Below are 15,283 nucleotides of genomic sequence, written 5' to 3' on the forward strand. Positions count from 1 at the left end.
TGTAGTGGGTGTCGATCTGGGCATAAAAGCGTTAGCCGTGTTGTCTACCGGGATTGTAGTGGAGGGGGCGAAAGCTTACCGAAAGTACGAGAAAAAACTCTCACGACGGCAATGGATAAATCGTCATAAACAAATTGGTTCAGTTAATTGGAAGAAAGCTCAAATTAAGATAGCTAGACTCCATCGAAAAATAGCCAACATTCGCAAAGATACATTGCACAAACTCACATCCTATTTAGCCCAAAACCACAGCCGAATAGGAATAGAGAATCTTAATGTGTCGGGCATGATGGCTAATCACAAATTGGCGAAAGCTATTCAGGATATGGGCTTTCATGAGTTCAAACGCCAGTTAGAGTATAAGTGCCAGTTGTACGGATCAAGCTTGGTTGTAGTAGACCGATGGTATCCCTCAACTAAAACCTGCTCAAGATGCCATACCGTCCAAGAGGAGATGCCTTTATCAGAGCGAGTTTTCCGGTGCGATAACTGCGGACTGGAAATCGACAGAGATTTTAATGCCTCCATTAATTTGGAGATAGCCGCCAGTTAGGTGGGGAAGTGCCTGTGGACTGGTTGAGTGCCGTCACCGTCAGAGCGAAGCAGGAAGTAAGCATCAAAGTTAAGTCTGACTAAGGTTGACCAACTTTGAGTAGGTCTTTCATAACGGTTCCAGGTGTAGGGGAGCGGGGGAGAGATTGTCAACCTATGTATTATCGAATACATCTTTGCTGCAAGCCCCTCCCGATTTAAAATTTAGCCTTTATTTCTTTTGGCTGGAATTCTCTGGCGTATCAACCTTGGGTACAATGTCAGGACGATCTTTATTTTCCCAACCGGCTGGACGTTTGGAGTTATACCAGGCGATAGAGCCGAGGACAACAGCGGCGATAAAGCCGATCACATAGACCAATGTAAACGAGAATGGAAATTCAGAAGCTTGAGCCGCTCCTGCTTCCATCAATAAATTCAAATACATAGATTCACTCCTTATCCTATTTTGGCTATCCTATCAAAACTTTCAGGAGTATCTATCACCCCTGAGACCGAATTGCCCTGACAAAGATGTTGGGGAAGCTGGGGAGTTGGGGGAGATGAGGGAGATGAGGGAGATGAGGGAGATGGGGGAGATGAGGGCGGGTTTTGAACCAACGTTATCGTCAATAGTAAAACGAAAGTCCCTAAACCCGCCCCTACAAATCAGGTTCCCTTGAAGGTTGGGAAGGTTCAATTTTTCCCTATACCCGACACCCGACACCCAACACCCGACACCCATTAGTACCCTCAAGTCCCTTGTCACCCCCTCAGGGTCACAACTTTACTCCTCAGACGCAGGAGGAGCAGTGACTGGTGCAGGTGCAGGTGCCGCCGGAGCGGGTTCAGGTGCAGCTTTGCGAGACGCTGGAGGCGCTGGGGGCGGTGCCACAGGCGCTGGGGCTGGGGCTGGGGCTGGGGCTGGCGGAGCCGAAACCGCTGCAGGTTGAGCTGGGGCTGGGGCTGGGGCTGGTGGAGCGGGTTTGGGTGCAGGTGCAGGTGCTGACCGTCTGGGTGGTGGGTTGCTGGGCGCTGTGTTGCGAACCGGGGCTTGGCGACGGGAGGAACGGGCGGGTGCAGGTTGGCTCCTAGTGTTACTGCGACTACTTCCACCACTGCTTCTGCTGCTGCTTGAACGTCGTGGGGAATAACTACGACTGGTGGAACGAGAGGTTGAGCGTCTGGTGGTCGAAGCGCGGCGGCTTGTCCGTCTTCTGCTAGAGTGAGTCTGGTTTGTCTTCTTGGTATAGGTTTTTTTCGGCTCGATTGGCTTGGCTTCAATCGTCCCTTCCCGACCATCGAGTTTATCCGGTCGATCCGGAAAGTCTTCCGCCCTCATATTTTCGACGGCTTCTTCCATGAACTCATGCCAAGTAATGGCGGCGGTGCTACTGGCTCCCCAAGTCGGTTTATTATCATCATTACCCAGCCAAACGCCAGTCACCAGTTGGGGAATGTACCCGATGAACCAGAGGTCACGGGCTTCGTCTGAAGTGCCTGTTTTGCCCGCCACGACGCGATCGCGTAACTGAGCGTTCCCCCCTGTCCCAGACGTGACCACATTGCGAAGCATCCAGGTCATAATGGCGGCAGTGTCTTCGTCAATGGCTCGCTCGCGTTGGATCTGTTCTCGATAAATCACCTTACCCTGTCGATCCAGAATGCGGCGAATCCCATGGGGGTGGACGTGTACGCCTTGAGTGGCTAAAGTGCCATAAGCACTGGTCAACTCCAGTAAATTCACTTCTGACGCCCCCAATGCCAAGGAATAGGTTTTGTTGAGGGTCGATTCAATGCCCATTTTCTCGGCAATTTCCACCACTGGGTCCCAACCCACCTTGATTAAGGTTTTCACTGCCACAATGTTCACTGAATGGGTGAGAGCATCCCGAATCGAAGTCCAACCGCGAAAGTTTTCACTATAGTTCTTGGGTTCATAGCCATCAACGACAAAGGGGGCATCCTGATAACTTTGATAGGGAGAGAACCCTGCCGCGATCGCGGTTGTGTAAACAAATGTTTTAAATGTCGAACCCGGTTGACGTTGTGCCTGGGTGACGCGGTTAAATTGCTGATCTAAAAACTCCTTACCCCCAACCATGGCTTTGATTTGACCATTACGCGGATCAATTGCCACTAATGCGGCTTGTTCAAACCGTTGGTATTTGCCATAGGTTTCGATTGTCTCTGCCACCGCTGCTTCTGCGGCTACTTGCCACTGCGGATTGAGGGTTGTTTCCACAATCAATCCCTTTTTGCCTAAAACATCGGGGGGAACGTATTTCGGCAGTTCTTGTTGAATATATTCCGTAAAATAAGACGCCTGTCTGTCTAAACGCTTCGGGTTGCTGCGCTTTGTTCGGAGAGGAGTCGCGATCGCGGCGTCTGCTTCCCCTTCGGTAATATACCCATTTTTCTGCATCCGGCGCAGCACCACATTCCGCCGCTCGTGGGCTATTCTTTTGTTAATAAAGGGAGAATACTCGCTCGGTGCGGGTGGCAAGGCTGCCAAGGTTGCCATTTCCGCTAAAGTCAATTCTGTGACGGGTTTACTAAAATACACCCAAGCCGCATCCGCGACGCCATACGCCCCAGACCCCAAATACACCAGATTCAAATAGCGCTCCAAGATTTGATCTTTCTCCAAATCCTGCTCAATTTTTTGCGCCATCCGCATTTCTTTGAGCTTGCGCCCTAGGGTTTGTTGCTGATCAAAATAGACAATCCGCGCCAACTGCTGGGTGATCGTACTGCCGCCTTCTACCACATCTCTGGCTAACAGATTCGAGAACGCCGCCCGGACAATCCCTTGGTAATCCAATCCGCTATGATTTTCAAAGCGTTGGTCTTCTATCGAAATAAACGCTTGCTTCAGCCTGTCCGGAATTTCCCATATTTTTAGATTATCGTGGGTAGCAGGTCCAATTTGCTGGAGAATCGTACCATCGGCGGCTTTTACGGTAATCGTCTCATCCCGGATATAGGTCAACACATCATCCGTGGACTCCGGTAAAGTTTCTTCCAGGGTTTGCCAACCCAAACCGAAGGCGATCGCACCGCCACTGATCCCCACCATTCCTATCCCCACCCAAAACTTACGCCGACGATAGATAGGAGGGGGTCCGACAAATGACTTAACCAAGGTACTGGGAATTCCCTTGATCCCATTCATCGTCACCGTTACACCCCGTCGGCATCGTCTCACCAGACCCAAGCGTGGTGACGGTTTTGCCTGGGAGTCTGGTTGAATCTGATCCTCTGAGGCAGCCTGGGTTGGTTGTTCCGTTACTGCCTCCGAATTCAACTGACTTGATGGATCTTCGTGCTTTGGGATAGAATTTGACACTTGAACTCCTCAATTAAACCACAAGCCGCCATGACCTTTTGCTTATTTTAGGGCTTGGGATCAAAATTTGCCGGATGGATGAAGCCAAGCTTCCTTCTCAGTAAAATCCCGATGCGTAAGACTTGGCAATCTAGCGTCATCCTAGCATCGGTTTCGTTGGCGTTGATGTGTCGCCTGGGTTTAATCGATTTTGTCTACCAATGGTTATCATTTTTTCTTTTTAAGCGGTTTAAGTCACTCCAGCGCTCAAATTGTATCTCAACTATTGGAAAAATCCCACCGTACCCAGGAATACTGGGATTGGGGGCCAGTTCGGACACCATGAGGCGAGATCGCCAGCACCTGAACCCGTTCAAGCCTGGATAGCTCAACCTCCGGCTTGGCTGGATGTTCAACCCATCTAGAATCAACCTGATGTTGGGCTAATTGACTTAGATTTAGGAGAGTAAGAAGCGATTCGTTTCGGGCTTCGCCGATCTTGATTGAAATGTTGCGCTGGCGATATCAGGCAACTGAGTAGAAAACAAAGATTGATGGGCAAAATAATCAGCGATCGCGCCATTTTTCTGGTATATTTTTTATCATGGGAAAATGTGTCCACCTATAGACTCTATACTCGTCACTTCAAATTCTGTTTATGTCAACGTCTCACTCGGATAAAAAAAAGTCAGTTCAACCTAGGCAACAATCCGATCCTCAATTGCAAGCGATCGCTTACAGCTTAGATAGTCTCGTTCCAGGATTTTATCTTTGGCTAGGTGATCTGAAAATTAGGTTAGGTGGGAGTGAACCAGAAGAAACCTATCCTGGAATTATTCATAGTTGGTGGGGTATAGCACTGGTTCTACCTGGGTATCGGATCTATAGTACCTATCAAGGTAGCTATGACCCTTGATCAGCATGATCTGGATGGCATTGCCAAAATCACGGTTAAAATTCTGCCAACTCCTGAATTTGAAGCGCTTTTAATTGCTGCCGGATATAGTAAGATGGGTACGGCTCCAGCTAAAGGGAATCGGATTAAAGTTTGGTAGGTTCACGCAAGTTTCAGGCGAATAGAAGCAATTTATAGTCCAGATGGGGCAGTTGCTATTACGGCTTATCATGTCACTTGATCGGCGATCGAACTCTCTCCCCTCAACCAAACCCTAACGCGATCGCACTTATATTTTTACCCATTTCATTTATAGGATAGAGGCTTGACTTTGGCTAATTTTTTAGGTATTCTTTCATCATGGGAAAATGTGCCAGCCTATAAACTCTATACTGATCACTTCAAAGGCAAACAGCAACAGGAGCGATCGCAAGATTTCCCTGATGGTTATTTATCCTGTGAAAGGAATAGAACGACGATAAAGGATTTGGGGATAATATTGATTGTAGGGGCGCACCGACGTGCGCCCTTGCTGATGTGCGCCCTTAGCCCTTATAAGATATTTGCCCTGACATTATTTGTACCTTGACACACAGATGCTGCGATCGCACGATTATCAGTGTATTGGGTGGGAAGGGGTTAAGCCTGGTTATCCGATGGGATGCAGCCAAAGCGCGATCGCATGAATTATTTATCCCGTAGGGTGCGTTAGGCGCTGGCTTGGGTTAATGTCAAAATTTGGGATTTTCACGCCGTAACGCACCGTTTTCGGTTAGGGTGGTGCGTTACACTTGCGTTTTCATACCCTACAGCGATCGCACTCAGATTGATGATACGATCAATACAATATTCTCGTTACCCCAGACGGAAAAATGCCTCTTCAATCCATAAGTACAGAACATATCGCCATTGATCCTGGCTATTGTTTCGGTAAACCCCGCATTGCGGGTACAAGAATCCCAGTGGCGACGATTGCCAAACTGTATCTGGAGATGGGAGAATCCCTGGAGGATATTGCTACTGAGTATGATTTATCTTTGGCATCGGTTTATGCGGCAATGGCTTATTATTATGATCATCGCCAAGACATTGACCGTTATACGGCTGAAAGTGAGGCTTATGTGGAACAAATAAGGCGTAATAATACTCCCTCCCGTCTGCAGGAAAAGTTGAGAGAAAGTCGGGGTGAGTAATCGGATTCGGTTTCACTTAGATGAACAGGTGAAATCTGTGATTGCTCGTGAGTTACGGCGTCGGGGTATTGATGTGACAACAACCGTTGAAGCTGGGTTGCGTACTCAAAGTGATAGCGCACAGTTAGCGTTTATCTGTCAAGAGAAACGAGTGCTTTTTACTCAGGATGATGATTTTCTTAGAATGGCTAGCTTGACTAATGATCATCCAGGTATTGCTTATTGTCAACAAGGAAGTCGTTCGATTGGACAAATCATTGAAAGTCTGGTTCTGATTTATGAAGTTTGTACACCAGAGGAAATGGTTGGACGTGTCGAGTTTCTATAGAGGTGATCGCACTCAACCTACCAATCGCGCGATCGCACTTCTTTTTTTACCCATTTATACGACAGAGGCTTGACTTTGGCTAATTTTTTAGGTACTATTTCATCATGGAAAAATGTGCCAGCCTATAGACTCTTTCCTCATCACTTCAAAAACACAGATTACACGGATTGAGTGACACTAAAGAGAAGATTCAATAGTGAAGCACACAGATGGACACAGAGGACTTAATAATTTCCCGACAAGTCTTACATCCTCTGGCTATTGAGAACTAACACCTCAGTGAAATCAGTATGACTAACTTCTCACTCCTCACCCTTAACGTTTCTATAAATCAGTGAAAGAGCGTGTTACTGCGATCGCCTCCGATATTTGGTTAAAATTAAAGGGGTATATACTTCAACACTATAGAACTATAGATGCCTGCTAAGGATATTTATCATAATGCTGTGAGATTTGCATTGGTTAAAGATGGCTGGGAGATTTTAACGGAAGATTATTCTTTAGAGTATGGTGGTGATCGCCTATACGTGGATATTGCAGCGGAAAAACCAATCGCAGCAGCCAAACAGGGTCAAAAGATTCTTGTCGAAGTTAAAAGTTTTTTAGGTCGCTCATTTATTAATGACTTAGAACGAGCTGTGGGTCAATATATTGTTTATCGAGATATTTTGATAGAGACAGGATTAGATTTTGAACTGTATTTGGCGATTACACAAGGAACCTATAAACGTTATTTTCAACGCCAGTTAGCTCAGATGATTATCAATCGAAATCAAGTGAAATTGTTAATCGTTGATCCAGAAAGTGAGGTGATTGTGGAATGGATAGATTAAAGCATTATCGGCAAATCATCCAAGATGTTTTAACAGAATATCATCAACTCAATGAAAAATCAGGTTCGACAACTGAAAGTGCTTTAGCTTTTGATCAGGTACACGATCAGTACCTTTTGCTGTTGATGGGATGGCACAAGGATGAGCGGATTAAGAGTGTGATGATTCATATTCGTTTAAAAGATAACAAAATTTGGATTGAGGAAGATTGGACAGAGGATGGAGTGGCGACAGAGTTATTGCACAAAGGAATTACACGAGAGGAGATTGTTTTAGCGTTTCATCCACCTCATGTTAGACAATATACTGAATTTGCGTTAGCGTAGCTTAACCGTTGGTATCGTCTAAGGATTAACTTGTAAGGAAAGCGGGTGCGATCGCAGGATTTCCCGGATGGTTAATCATCCTATCCGGTGAAAGGAATGGAACGACGATAAAGGATTTGGGGATAATATTGTAGGGGCGCACGTCAGACAAAGGGCGCACGGGGCGTGCGCCCCTACGGTTTCTCCCCTTGTGGAATATGTAATGCTCATCTATTTGACTTCGGGGTGCTACGCGACTACAAGATTGGCGATTCCACTTGCTCTTCTGTGGATTCATGTTTGCCGTTTTTCTCTGATTCTTGGGTAAATTCTTGAAATAATTCAAAAAATTTATTCAAAGCGGTTCTTTCATCTTCAGAATAAAATAGAATTATATTATCCCAGGATTGTCCGGTGCTAATGTTAAATTTTTCCTTAATCCAATTTGGGAATTCGACAAATTCTTGCTCGTGTTTGGTTGGGGGAATTCCTAATTGACGGCGGGCTAGGTTATAACCTGATAAACAAGAGCGCAGGTTGCTAATATGGGGCTTTCCTAGGTACATTGAAGGTCGTTTTTGTATTTTCTGGAGTAGATCATATAAGTCACTCATCTTTCACCTCTTGGTTTGGATTGTCACTTTATTTTAACTCAATTCCCATTAGGATTTAAAAGTCAGTCTCTGTAATTTGGAAATCGCCGCCAAAGTCTTTGATGGGACAGTAGAGGTTATTCAGCCAAGCTTTTCGGGAAATGCCCTGGTGATGAATATTATCAAAGATGAGTTCTTCTTCCCCTATTTTCACGGCAATTCCTTGATGTGGGCTTAAACTTTTTCGTTCCTTGGGTGATCCCACTCTTCCTCGTTAACCCAACCCTAACGCGATCGCACGATTATCAGTGTACTGGGTGGGAAGGGGTTAAGCCTGGTTATCTGATGGGGTTCAGCCTTGGCGCGATCGCATGAATTTATTTATCCCGTAGGGTGCGTTAGGCGCTGGCTTGGGTTCATTTTAAAAAATGGGGGATTTTATCGCCGTAACGCACCGTTTTCGGTTAGGGTGGTGCGTTACACTTGCGTTTTCGCACCCTACAAGATCCGCGATCGCACCAACCTCTCACTTCCTACGGCTACCGTTTCTATAAATCCGTGAAAGAGCGTGTTACTGCGATCGCAACAGCTAAGTTAGAATTGTTGTAGTCTAGGCAGGGAGTGAGGTAAGGATTGCGTTATAGCTTTGATTGGGACTCGACCAAAGACCAGCAAAATATTCGTAAACACCGGGTTTCTTTTCGTCAAGCCGCGACAATCTTTCGAGATCCTAACCAGCTTTCTATTTATGATCAGGAACATAGTCAGGAGGAAGAACGCTGGATTACGATGGGAATAGATAGCACAGGTGTGGTTCGCGTTGTCGTACATACTTACGAACAGATTAACGATGAATTGTGCCAAATTCGGATTATTTCGGCACGTAAAGCAACAAGTCGAGAAATGAGCCAGTATAGGGAGGGGAATTAATGAAAGCAGACTATGATTTTTCTAAGGGTGAACGTGGCAAGTTTTATCATCCTGATGCCGTTTTCAGCTTTCCCATTTATCTTGAACCCGATGTCAATGAGGTTATGAACAAGCTTGCCAATGAGAAGGGCGTTGAAGTTGAGATATTGGTGAATGAATGGCTCAGAGCTAATATAAAGCTGATTGAAAGTGTTCGGCGAACCAATTGATGGGGCGATCGCACTTCATTTCAACCAAGAGCAGCGATCGCACTTCTATTTTTACCCATTTATACGATAAAGGCTTGACTTTGGCTAATTTTGTAGGTACTATTTCATCATGGGAAAATGTGCCAGCCTATAGACTCTGTATTCGTCACTTCCAAAACACAGATTACACGGATTGAGTGACACTAATAAAGAAGACTCAATCGTGAAGCACACAGATTAACGAGAGAGGACTTAATAATATCCCGACAAGTCTTACATCTTCTGGCAATTGAGAACTAACGCCTCCGTGTAATCAGTGCGATTAATCTTTCACCCCCCCACCGCTACCGTTTCTATAAAATCAGTGAAATCAGTGTTACGCGATCGCACGATTATCAGTGTACTAGGTGGGAAGGGGTTGAGCCTGGTTATCTGATGGGGTTCAGACAAGGCGCGATCGCATTGGGTGGTTATGTGGGTTGAGTGTACATGGGTTGGGCGCAGGTTGGGATATGGGCGCACTTTCATTCCAAGGGTTGGTGGGTATTGCTGTGATCTTGCCGAAAAAGTTCCCCAATTTTCGGGTCATACCACCTGAAAAGAGGGGGCATCCATTCACGGACTATCTTTTTCTTTGGCGTAGATGGATAATACTTTTTGCAATACATCGCTGTCTGTCTGCCAATTTACATCGGTGTGGAACGCCTCTGGGTCTTTCGTCCCGTCTAGGTGTGTCCAGCGGGAACCGTAGAAATCGCTGATGACGACGATGAGCCGTTCACTGGCGCTAAGTTCGGCAGCTTCGATTGCGGCAACAAGTTGTTCTGCCTGGGTATAGGCAGTCGCCATCTCTTCTATTGCCTTATCATTATCGGTGTAAGCGCCACCCCAGGCAATCTGGAGAAACATTCCTAGGGAACCTCGCACCAGGTAGTAGTGCATGGCGTAGGAGTTGATACCATGCCCTGCATGACCGAGGAGAACATAATCTGCTATAGGCTGGGTGCCGACTTCCTCTACAAACCGAGCGATGCTATAGGGGCTGGGGATATCTGTCCGGGTGCTATACACCCACGGGGAAAGCTGGCGGAAAGCGCCGTGCATTTCTGCTGGGATATAGGGGAACGGCAGTCCCTCACTGGCAAAAAGCTCTCTGGCTTTGTCGAGAGAACTGGTATCTGGATTCATTGCTGCTCTTGCTTGGGATACATCCACTCTAGTGTGTCAGGATTCATAAAATTTTCCCTAATCTCTTCTTTGTTAAGTTCCGCCTTCAGCCACTCCAGCCGTTCCACCAGAACACCTTGCATTTCTATCAGTTCTTTTTCCCAGATCTTACCCTTGAAGTTGTTTTCTAAAACTTGCTTCGCTGATTCGGGGTCTAGTTGAATGATACGTTCTGCAAAATACCCGTCTATTATTGGCAAATCGGCGGGGTAATAACCTGCATATGTGTCTGATTTGCCTTTTGTATCGTCTAACATCTTTTTCCCGAAAAGTTTTCCAAAGATTAGGTCGTTATCAATCCCCGTTACATTACCTTTCCCGATAAAAAAGTTTTGAACATGCCGATCAAAGTTACCAATAATAATGTCGAGAAGAGACAGCCGGGAAAAGGCAAGCTGAGTGTTTAAGTCAAATTGTTCTAAATCTAATCCTCTTAATTCTTCTCTAGATGTCAATTTTTCTTTTCTTAACTGATTCGCCTTAATCTTAGATGCTTCTTGACCGGAAGCGCCTTGCATTAAAAGACCACGCACTTTGCCCTCTTTTCCAGGAATTTCCAGTGAGTCAACAATGAACGAGGCAACGATCGTATCCCCACCCAGCAGTTTGTCCATTTCGTAGGCAGCGACGTTGCGTTCAGCAATGCGTGGATTTTGACCAGGAATACCTAACCCCTCGCCCGCAATTTTGTCACCCGGCGTCATGACTAGCGAAAAGTTAGGATGCCTATCTTCATAATTGGGGTAACCATCAGCATCTAATTCCTCCGGCGCATTATCATCATCGGTTAGATTTATCAGCTTTATCGGTTTGAAAAACCAGAGTGATGTCCCCTGAACCTTCTTGAGACTTCCATCCGGTGCTTTTTGTACACCAAAGTTGAACGTAATTTTGTACAGTTTTTCGTTTACAGCCCCCCCTTTAATGGGTGTAGCCCTGACTATCTTTTTTTTAACAAAGTCGCGTTTTGAGTTCAGAGCTTCACTCTCTTGCCGAGCGGTTTCTTCAAAGGAATTTCTTAATCCTTTAACCTTTTTCTGCCCCGAATCCTCATTCTGAGAGCGTTGCTCTGTAACTTGAGTTTTGCCTTTTGATTCAAACTTGCCGATTAACTCTTTGACCCTGTTACACTGTACCACTGCCTTACCGGTATCAGTTTGAGAAATGAAGCGCGTCGAGATGGTATCAGATTTATCAGTTAAGGTTTTTCGCTGCACCGCCTTCCCCTTCTGCTGCACCACATGAGTCAATTCATGCGCCAACAACTCCTGTCCCCCCCGACTCCCCGGCTCATACGCGCCTTTACGAAAGAACACATCTTGCCCTGTCGTAAACGCCTTCGCCTGAATCGACTGATTCAACTGATCTGATGTCCCATCCGTATGCACCCGCACCCCACTAAAATCTGCCCCAAACGCCCCTTCCATCCGTTCCCGTATCCCATCATCTAGCGGTTGTCCGCCTCCCCTTGCCCGTTGAATCGAGGATTCCAAATCCGGCGACGCATCCATTTCTCCCCCAGTAGCATAACGCTGCACCGTCATCGCTGGGTGATGAGCCAATGGAGAAGGCTTCCTCGCCGCCACCGACATCGGGTATCGCGGTGTCTTCGCTTGTATCTTCGGCGGCGCATTAATATGATCCACCACCTGACGCGCTACCCTATCGGCTTCCTGTTCATACTGATCATTCGGTTGTCCAATCGTGAGTTTCGGTTGCATCGGTGGCGGTGTGTGGGGAACCGATTCGGGGATTAATAAGGTAGAACCCAAGCGTTCCGATGCTTCTCGTTTTGCCCGTATCTGTGCCAATTGTTCCTCATTGCTGCGGGTTGACTCAATTTTAGGTTGGGCGATAACCGGATGGGATTTAGATTGCGCTGGAATGGGTAGTATATCCGATTTTTTCTTCGCGTTTGCGGGTTTGGGGAGGGATTGATGAGTGGACATAATAATTAGGTATAGGTGATGGGAATAGAACCAGGTTAACAACTCTCCCGATAATGCGCGAACCTCCGCTTGATATATCTTTATATCCTTGGGGATAAAAAAATCAAAACACTGATTTCTCTGATTTATAGAGAGGTTTTGGGTTGGTGGTGAGAGGTTTGTCGCACTGATTTCACTGATATAGAGGGAGGTTAGGGGAATCTGGAGGTATAGGACATAACCATCGACCCTAAACCCCTGACTCTAATCCGCTAATTTTTCCATAAACGAATAAACATCAATATCAATACCCGCATTTAAATCACTAATTTTTTTAATTTGCTCTTTATTGAAATGAATCGCGGGGATATCAGTATAGGCGTAAATGACACCACAGACTAACGCCTCGTAATGCAAACAGACTTGGACTAACGACTCCCAGCCTGTTTCGAGTTGGCGAAAAACTGACTCCAAGTGTAAATCTAACGCTTGTGTCGGGTCAAGTTCGGCGGCTGGATTCAGTTGAGATCTCACTTCCCACACACTAAACTTGCGGGTGCGGGTCGTTGTTCTACCATTCGGATAAACCACCACATCACCTGTTTTCCACGTCTTTGTGGGTTTGATTCCGACCTGAGTTGTAATTTGGTCAGGATCAAGTTCAACCCCTGACAATTGGAAATAGGCATATACTTCATTCGTCTTTGCCATTATCTCCATCCCCTTATGGATTGGATTTTAGCTCAAAAATCATTAATATTAAGTCCTGTAAAATCTCCAGCGCCTCGTCCCCCTTTCGGTTTCACATAGATATTTCCGTCTCTATCCTTGTATAAATCGCATTTAGACGCCCCACCCTCACAATCTCGTTTCAGTTCATGAATATCTTCCCCAGCATCCTTAAGTCGTTGAATCTCTCCATCCGACAGTTTTCTATCACGCGAACCATCCCGTTCAGGATCATTTGGATCAATGTCTTGGGTTTGGGCTCTAAAAACGCCTCGAATAAAGTCTTCTAAAGCCTCGATCTGGTTCTGTGTCACCTCCCCAGCTTGCTGAAGGATTTCTTTGACTTTCTCAAGTGTATTATCAATCCCCTGGTCTATAGCATTAGGAATCTCACCAATGACCTCCCAGCCACCATGATTCAGCCAAATCGTGATTAAAACTCCAGTCGTAACAGTCAATGCCACGCCGATTCCTATGGGACCAAAAACCGCTAAGGGTGCCGCAGCAGAAGCAATAAGTTGCTTTTGTAAAGATTGATCAGATCGGTGAGTGTTGACTCGGGAAAAATCCGATTTAGCCTGAATCTGATCACCACCTGGCTGTACCCGAAGAATCAAAGCATCCCTTGGCTGCACCATCTGCGCTAAGACTTGAATCGGCGGCGGCGCATTCTTATGATCCACCCCCTGACGCGCTACCCTATCGGCTTCCGGTTCATCCTGATCCCCCGATTGCCCAATCGTCAGTTTCGGTTGCAGAGGTGGCGGTGCGTGGGGCAAGGATTGGGGGGTTAATAACGTGGAACCCAAACGTTCTGATGCTTCTCGTTGCGCCCGCATCTGTGCCAATTGTTCCTCATTACTGCGGGTTGACTCAATTTTGGGTTGGGCGATAACCGGATGGGATTGAATTGGCGCTGCTACGGGTTGGATATCCGCTTCCTGTTCTTTGTTTACCCCCGATTGCCCAATTGTCTGTTTCGGTTGCACCGGTGGCGGTGTGTGGGGAACCGATTCGGGGATTAATAAAGTAGAACCCATGCGTTCAGACGCTTCTCGTTGCGCCCGCATCTGTGCCAATTGTTCCTCATTACTGCGGGTTGACTCAATTTTCGGTTGGGCGACAACCGGATGGGATTTAGATTGCGCTGGAATGGGTAGGATATCCGATTTTTTCTTGGCGTTGGCGGGTTTGGGGAGGGATTGATGAGTGGACATAACACTGATTACTCTGATTTTTTTTGATGGTAAGGGTGGGTGGCTTATGTTAGAAGCACTGATTTCACAGAGGGGTTAGGGGTGGGTGGCAAAGGTTGGTAAGGATGATTCAAGGGTGCAATGCGATTTAGTTTTCTGTGTAATCTGTGTACCTCCTGCTAGGACTATGCTGGCTGAGACCTTCTTCTCTGTGTAATCTGTGTTTAAAACACTGATTTCACGGATTTTTTTTCAGGGTAGGGGTGGGTGGCTTATGTTAGAAGCACTGATTTCACAGAGGGGTTAGGGGTAGGTGGCAAAGGTTGGTAAGGATGATTCAAGGGTTGGCAGCTTCGATTTCACAGAGGGGTTAGGGATGGGTAGCAAAGGTTCGTCATACTGATTTCTGGGATGGGTTGGGTTCGGGTTGGTTTCTGCTGTTTTATCACAGTTTTTGGATCTTCGGGGGGGTTTGTAATAAAGCTTTTTTTCCTTGTCTAGATATATTGTTCCGCCACGGCTGCCATGGAGGGGCTAATTGATAATGCGTTTAACTTTGAGACTCGGTTCACCAAAATTAATCAGTAAACCCAGGCGCAGTTTCGTGGCTTTAAGGTAATTCAGGGTTTGGGCTTCAAATTCCTTAACTAACACCCTTACCGCCTTGGTTTCCACGATTATCTGGTCAAAGCATAAAAAATCCGCATTGTAGGTTCGATTTAACCGCACCCCCTTATAAAAAATCGGTAAGGGACATTCCCGATGATTGGGAATATTGTGCTGGTGAAACTCAATCTCCAACGAATCCTGATACACCACCTCCAAAAACCCCGCCCCCAACTCCCGATGCACCTCCTGTGCCGCGCCAATAATTTGATAGGTCTTCTCCTCATACAAATAACCCATCCTCAACCTCCTGCCTCAAACACTGATTACACCGATTTTCTTAGATTTTACCAGCAGCCTCACGATTGAATAACACAGATTACACAGACGCCTAAACAGTCCCCACCCCAATTTAATCAACCTGTGCCACCCACCACCAACCCCTCTGTGTCATTAGTGCCATTCACCTCTCA

Annotated in this window: 19 protein-coding genes; 10 read left to right on the forward strand and 9 right to left on the reverse strand. The window is 46.4% G+C overall.

Annotation, left to right across the window (positions count from 1 at the left end):
• Positions 1-553: RNA-guided endonuclease InsQ/TnpB family protein (locus RIC07_RS05495; protein WP_446393631.1), on the forward strand; the 553-nt coding region annotated here is incomplete at its 5' end.
• Between the two features lie 210 nt (positions 554-763).
• Here RIC07_RS05495 and psb35 read toward each other — a convergent pair.
• Both psb35 and RIC07_RS05505 read right to left on the reverse strand, forming a co-directional pair.
• Positions 764-973 carry a photosystem II assembly protein Psb35 gene (gene psb35 / locus RIC07_RS05500; RefSeq protein ID WP_446380595.1) on the reverse strand — a complete coding sequence of 70 codons (210 nt, stop codon included), beginning with the start codon at positions 971-973 and terminating at the stop codon, positions 764-766.
• A gap of 345 nt (positions 974-1,318) precedes the next feature.
• Positions 1,319-3,706 (reverse strand): transglycosylase domain-containing protein, encoded by a 2,388-nt coding sequence (locus RIC07_RS05505; protein ID WP_446393703.1) that lies wholly within the window; start codon positions 3,704-3,706, stop codon positions 1,319-1,321.
• Positions 3,707-4,517: 811 nt separating this feature from the next.
• Between RIC07_RS05505 and RIC07_RS05510 the strand changes: the two genes are divergently transcribed.
• The 7 genes from RIC07_RS05510 (at position 4,518) to RIC07_RS05540 (ending at position 7,434) form a co-directional block, all read left to right on the forward strand.
• Complete coding sequence (locus RIC07_RS05510) at positions 4,518-4,775, forward strand: hypothetical protein (protein WP_446393632.1); 258 nt, start codon at positions 4,518-4,520, stop codon at positions 4,773-4,775.
• On the forward strand, positions 4,765-4,914 hold the full coding sequence (locus RIC07_RS05515; RefSeq protein ID WP_446393633.1) for a hypothetical protein: 150 nt from the start codon (positions 4,765-4,767) through the stop codon (positions 4,912-4,914). Before RIC07_RS05510 ends, RIC07_RS05515 begins: the two co-directional genes overlap by 11 nt.
• A gap of 171 nt (positions 4,915-5,085) precedes the next feature.
• Entirely contained in the window at positions 5,086-5,343 is a 258-nt protein-coding gene (locus RIC07_RS05520) for a hypothetical protein (protein WP_446393634.1), read from the forward strand.
• A gap of 283 nt (positions 5,344-5,626) precedes the next feature.
• Complete coding sequence (locus tag RIC07_RS05525) at positions 5,627-5,947, forward strand: DUF433 domain-containing protein (RefSeq protein ID WP_446393635.1); 321 nt, start codon at positions 5,627-5,629, stop codon at positions 5,945-5,947.
• Entirely contained in the window at positions 5,940-6,275 is a 336-nt protein-coding gene (locus RIC07_RS05530) for a DUF5615 family PIN-like protein (RefSeq protein WP_446393636.1), read from the forward strand. Before RIC07_RS05525 ends, RIC07_RS05530 begins: the two co-directional genes overlap by 8 nt.
• 416 nt (positions 6,276-6,691) lie before the next feature.
• The gene (locus RIC07_RS05535; RefSeq protein WP_446393637.1) at positions 6,692-7,108 is read left to right on the forward strand and encodes a XisH family protein; all 417 of its coding nucleotides are present in this window, start codon (positions 6,692-6,694) and stop codon (positions 7,106-7,108) included.
• Positions 7,096-7,434: an element excision factor XisI family protein gene (locus RIC07_RS05540; protein WP_446393638.1), complete on the forward strand. Its 339-nt coding sequence runs from the start codon at positions 7,096-7,098 to the stop codon at positions 7,432-7,434. The genes RIC07_RS05535 and RIC07_RS05540 overlap by 13 nt, the downstream gene beginning before the upstream one ends.
• A 236-nt stretch (positions 7,435-7,670) precedes the next feature.
• Here the strand turns inward: RIC07_RS05540 and RIC07_RS05545 are convergent, their stop codons facing one another.
• Together RIC07_RS05545 and RIC07_RS05550 are read right to left on the reverse strand one after the other, a co-directional pair.
• Positions 7,671-8,027: a hypothetical protein gene (locus RIC07_RS05545; RefSeq protein WP_446393639.1), complete on the reverse strand. Its 357-nt coding sequence runs from the start codon at positions 8,025-8,027 to the stop codon at positions 7,671-7,673.
• 55 nt (positions 8,028-8,082) lie between these two features.
• The gene (locus tag RIC07_RS05550) at positions 8,083-8,271 is read right to left on the reverse strand and encodes a papain fold toxin domain-containing protein (protein WP_446393640.1); all 189 of its coding nucleotides are present in this window, start codon (positions 8,269-8,271) and stop codon (positions 8,083-8,085) included.
• 368 nt (positions 8,272-8,639) lie between these two features.
• Between RIC07_RS05550 and RIC07_RS05555 the strand changes: the two genes are divergently transcribed.
• Together RIC07_RS05555 and RIC07_RS05560 are read left to right on the forward strand one after the other, a co-directional pair.
• A complete protein-coding gene (locus tag RIC07_RS05555; RefSeq protein ID WP_446393641.1) occupies positions 8,640-8,936 on the forward strand; it encodes a BrnT family toxin in 297 nt (98 codons plus the stop codon).
• The gene (locus RIC07_RS05560) at positions 8,936-9,145 is read left to right on the forward strand and encodes a hypothetical protein (protein WP_446393642.1); all 210 of its coding nucleotides are present in this window, start codon (positions 8,936-8,938) and stop codon (positions 9,143-9,145) included. The genes RIC07_RS05555 and RIC07_RS05560 overlap by 1 nt, the downstream gene beginning before the upstream one ends.
• 594 nt (positions 9,146-9,739) lie before the next feature.
• Here RIC07_RS05560 and RIC07_RS05565 read toward each other — a convergent pair.
• The 5 genes from RIC07_RS05565 to RIC07_RS05585 all read right to left on the reverse strand — a co-directional run bounded on the left by RIC07_RS05565 (position 9,740) and on the right by RIC07_RS05585 (position 15,110).
• Complete coding sequence (locus tag RIC07_RS05565; protein ID WP_446393643.1) at positions 9,740-10,312, reverse strand: hypothetical protein; 573 nt, start codon at positions 10,310-10,312, stop codon at positions 9,740-9,742.
• Positions 10,309-12,300 carry an eCIS core domain-containing protein gene (locus RIC07_RS05570; protein ID WP_446393644.1) on the reverse strand — a complete coding sequence of 664 codons (1,992 nt, stop codon included), beginning with the start codon at positions 12,298-12,300 and terminating at the stop codon, positions 10,309-10,311. The genes RIC07_RS05565 and RIC07_RS05570 overlap by 4 nt, the downstream gene beginning before the upstream one ends.
• A 243-nt stretch (positions 12,301-12,543) precedes the next feature.
• Positions 12,544-12,990, reverse strand: a complete 447-nt coding sequence (locus RIC07_RS05575) for a DUF4279 domain-containing protein (RefSeq protein WP_446393645.1) — start codon at positions 12,988-12,990, stop codon at positions 12,544-12,546.
• A 32-nt stretch (positions 12,991-13,022) separates the two neighbouring features.
• Positions 13,023-14,225: a polymorphic toxin type 33 domain-containing protein gene (locus tag RIC07_RS05580; protein WP_446393646.1), complete on the reverse strand. Its 1,203-nt coding sequence runs from the start codon at positions 14,223-14,225 to the stop codon at positions 13,023-13,025.
• Positions 14,226-14,738: 513 nt separating this feature from the next.
• Positions 14,739-15,110, reverse strand: a complete 372-nt coding sequence (locus RIC07_RS05585) for a GxxExxY protein (protein ID WP_446393647.1) — start codon at positions 15,108-15,110, stop codon at positions 14,739-14,741.
• Positions 15,111-15,283: the final 173 nt, after the last annotated feature.

The organism is Coleofasciculus sp. E1-EBD-02 (genome assembly GCF_040218245.1).
GTDB lineage: Bacteria > Cyanobacteriota > Cyanobacteriia > Cyanobacteriales > Coleofasciculaceae > Coleofasciculus.

What these genes read in the sequence shown, in the direction of transcription:
- RIC07_RS05505 (WP_446393703.1), bottom strand. Translation starts at nt 3,706, where the DNA reads ATGAATGGGATCAAGGGAATTCCCAGTACCTTGGTTAAGTCATTTGTC.
- RIC07_RS05510 (WP_446393632.1), top strand. Translation starts at nt 4,518, where the DNA reads ATGTCAACGTCTCACTCGGATAAAAAAAAGTCAGTTCAACCTAGGCAA.
- RIC07_RS05515 (WP_446393633.1), top strand. Translation starts at nt 4,765, where the DNA reads ATGACCCTTGATCAGCATGATCTGGATGGCATTGCCAAAATCACGGTT.
- RIC07_RS05525 (WP_446393635.1), top strand. Translation starts at nt 5,627, where the DNA reads ATGCCTCTTCAATCCATAAGTACAGAACATATCGCCATTGATCCTGGC.
- RIC07_RS05535 (WP_446393637.1), top strand. Translation starts at nt 6,692, where the DNA reads ATGCCTGCTAAGGATATTTATCATAATGCTGTGAGATTTGCATTGGTT.
- RIC07_RS05540 (WP_446393638.1), top strand. Translation starts at nt 7,096, where the DNA reads ATGGATAGATTAAAGCATTATCGGCAAATCATCCAAGATGTTTTAACA.
- RIC07_RS05545 (WP_446393639.1), bottom strand. Translation starts at nt 8,027, where the DNA reads ATGAGTGACTTATATGATCTACTCCAGAAAATACAAAAACGACCTTCA.
- RIC07_RS05560 (WP_446393642.1), top strand. Translation starts at nt 8,936, where the DNA reads ATGAAAGCAGACTATGATTTTTCTAAGGGTGAACGTGGCAAGTTTTAT.
- RIC07_RS05565 (WP_446393643.1), bottom strand. Translation starts at nt 10,312, where the DNA reads ATGAATCCAGATACCAGTTCTCTCGACAAAGCCAGAGAGCTTTTTGCC.
- RIC07_RS05570 (WP_446393644.1), bottom strand. Translation starts at nt 12,300, where the DNA reads ATGTCCACTCATCAATCCCTCCCCAAACCCGCAAACGCGAAGAAAAAA.
- RIC07_RS05575 (WP_446393645.1), bottom strand. Translation starts at nt 12,990, where the DNA reads ATGGCAAAGACGAATGAAGTATATGCCTATTTCCAATTGTCAGGGGTT.
- RIC07_RS05580 (WP_446393646.1), bottom strand. Translation starts at nt 14,225, where the DNA reads ATGTCCACTCATCAATCCCTCCCCAAACCCGCCAACGCCAAGAAAAAA.
- RIC07_RS05585 (WP_446393647.1), bottom strand. Translation starts at nt 15,110, where the DNA reads ATGGGTTATTTGTATGAGGAGAAGACCTATCAAATTATTGGCGCGGCA.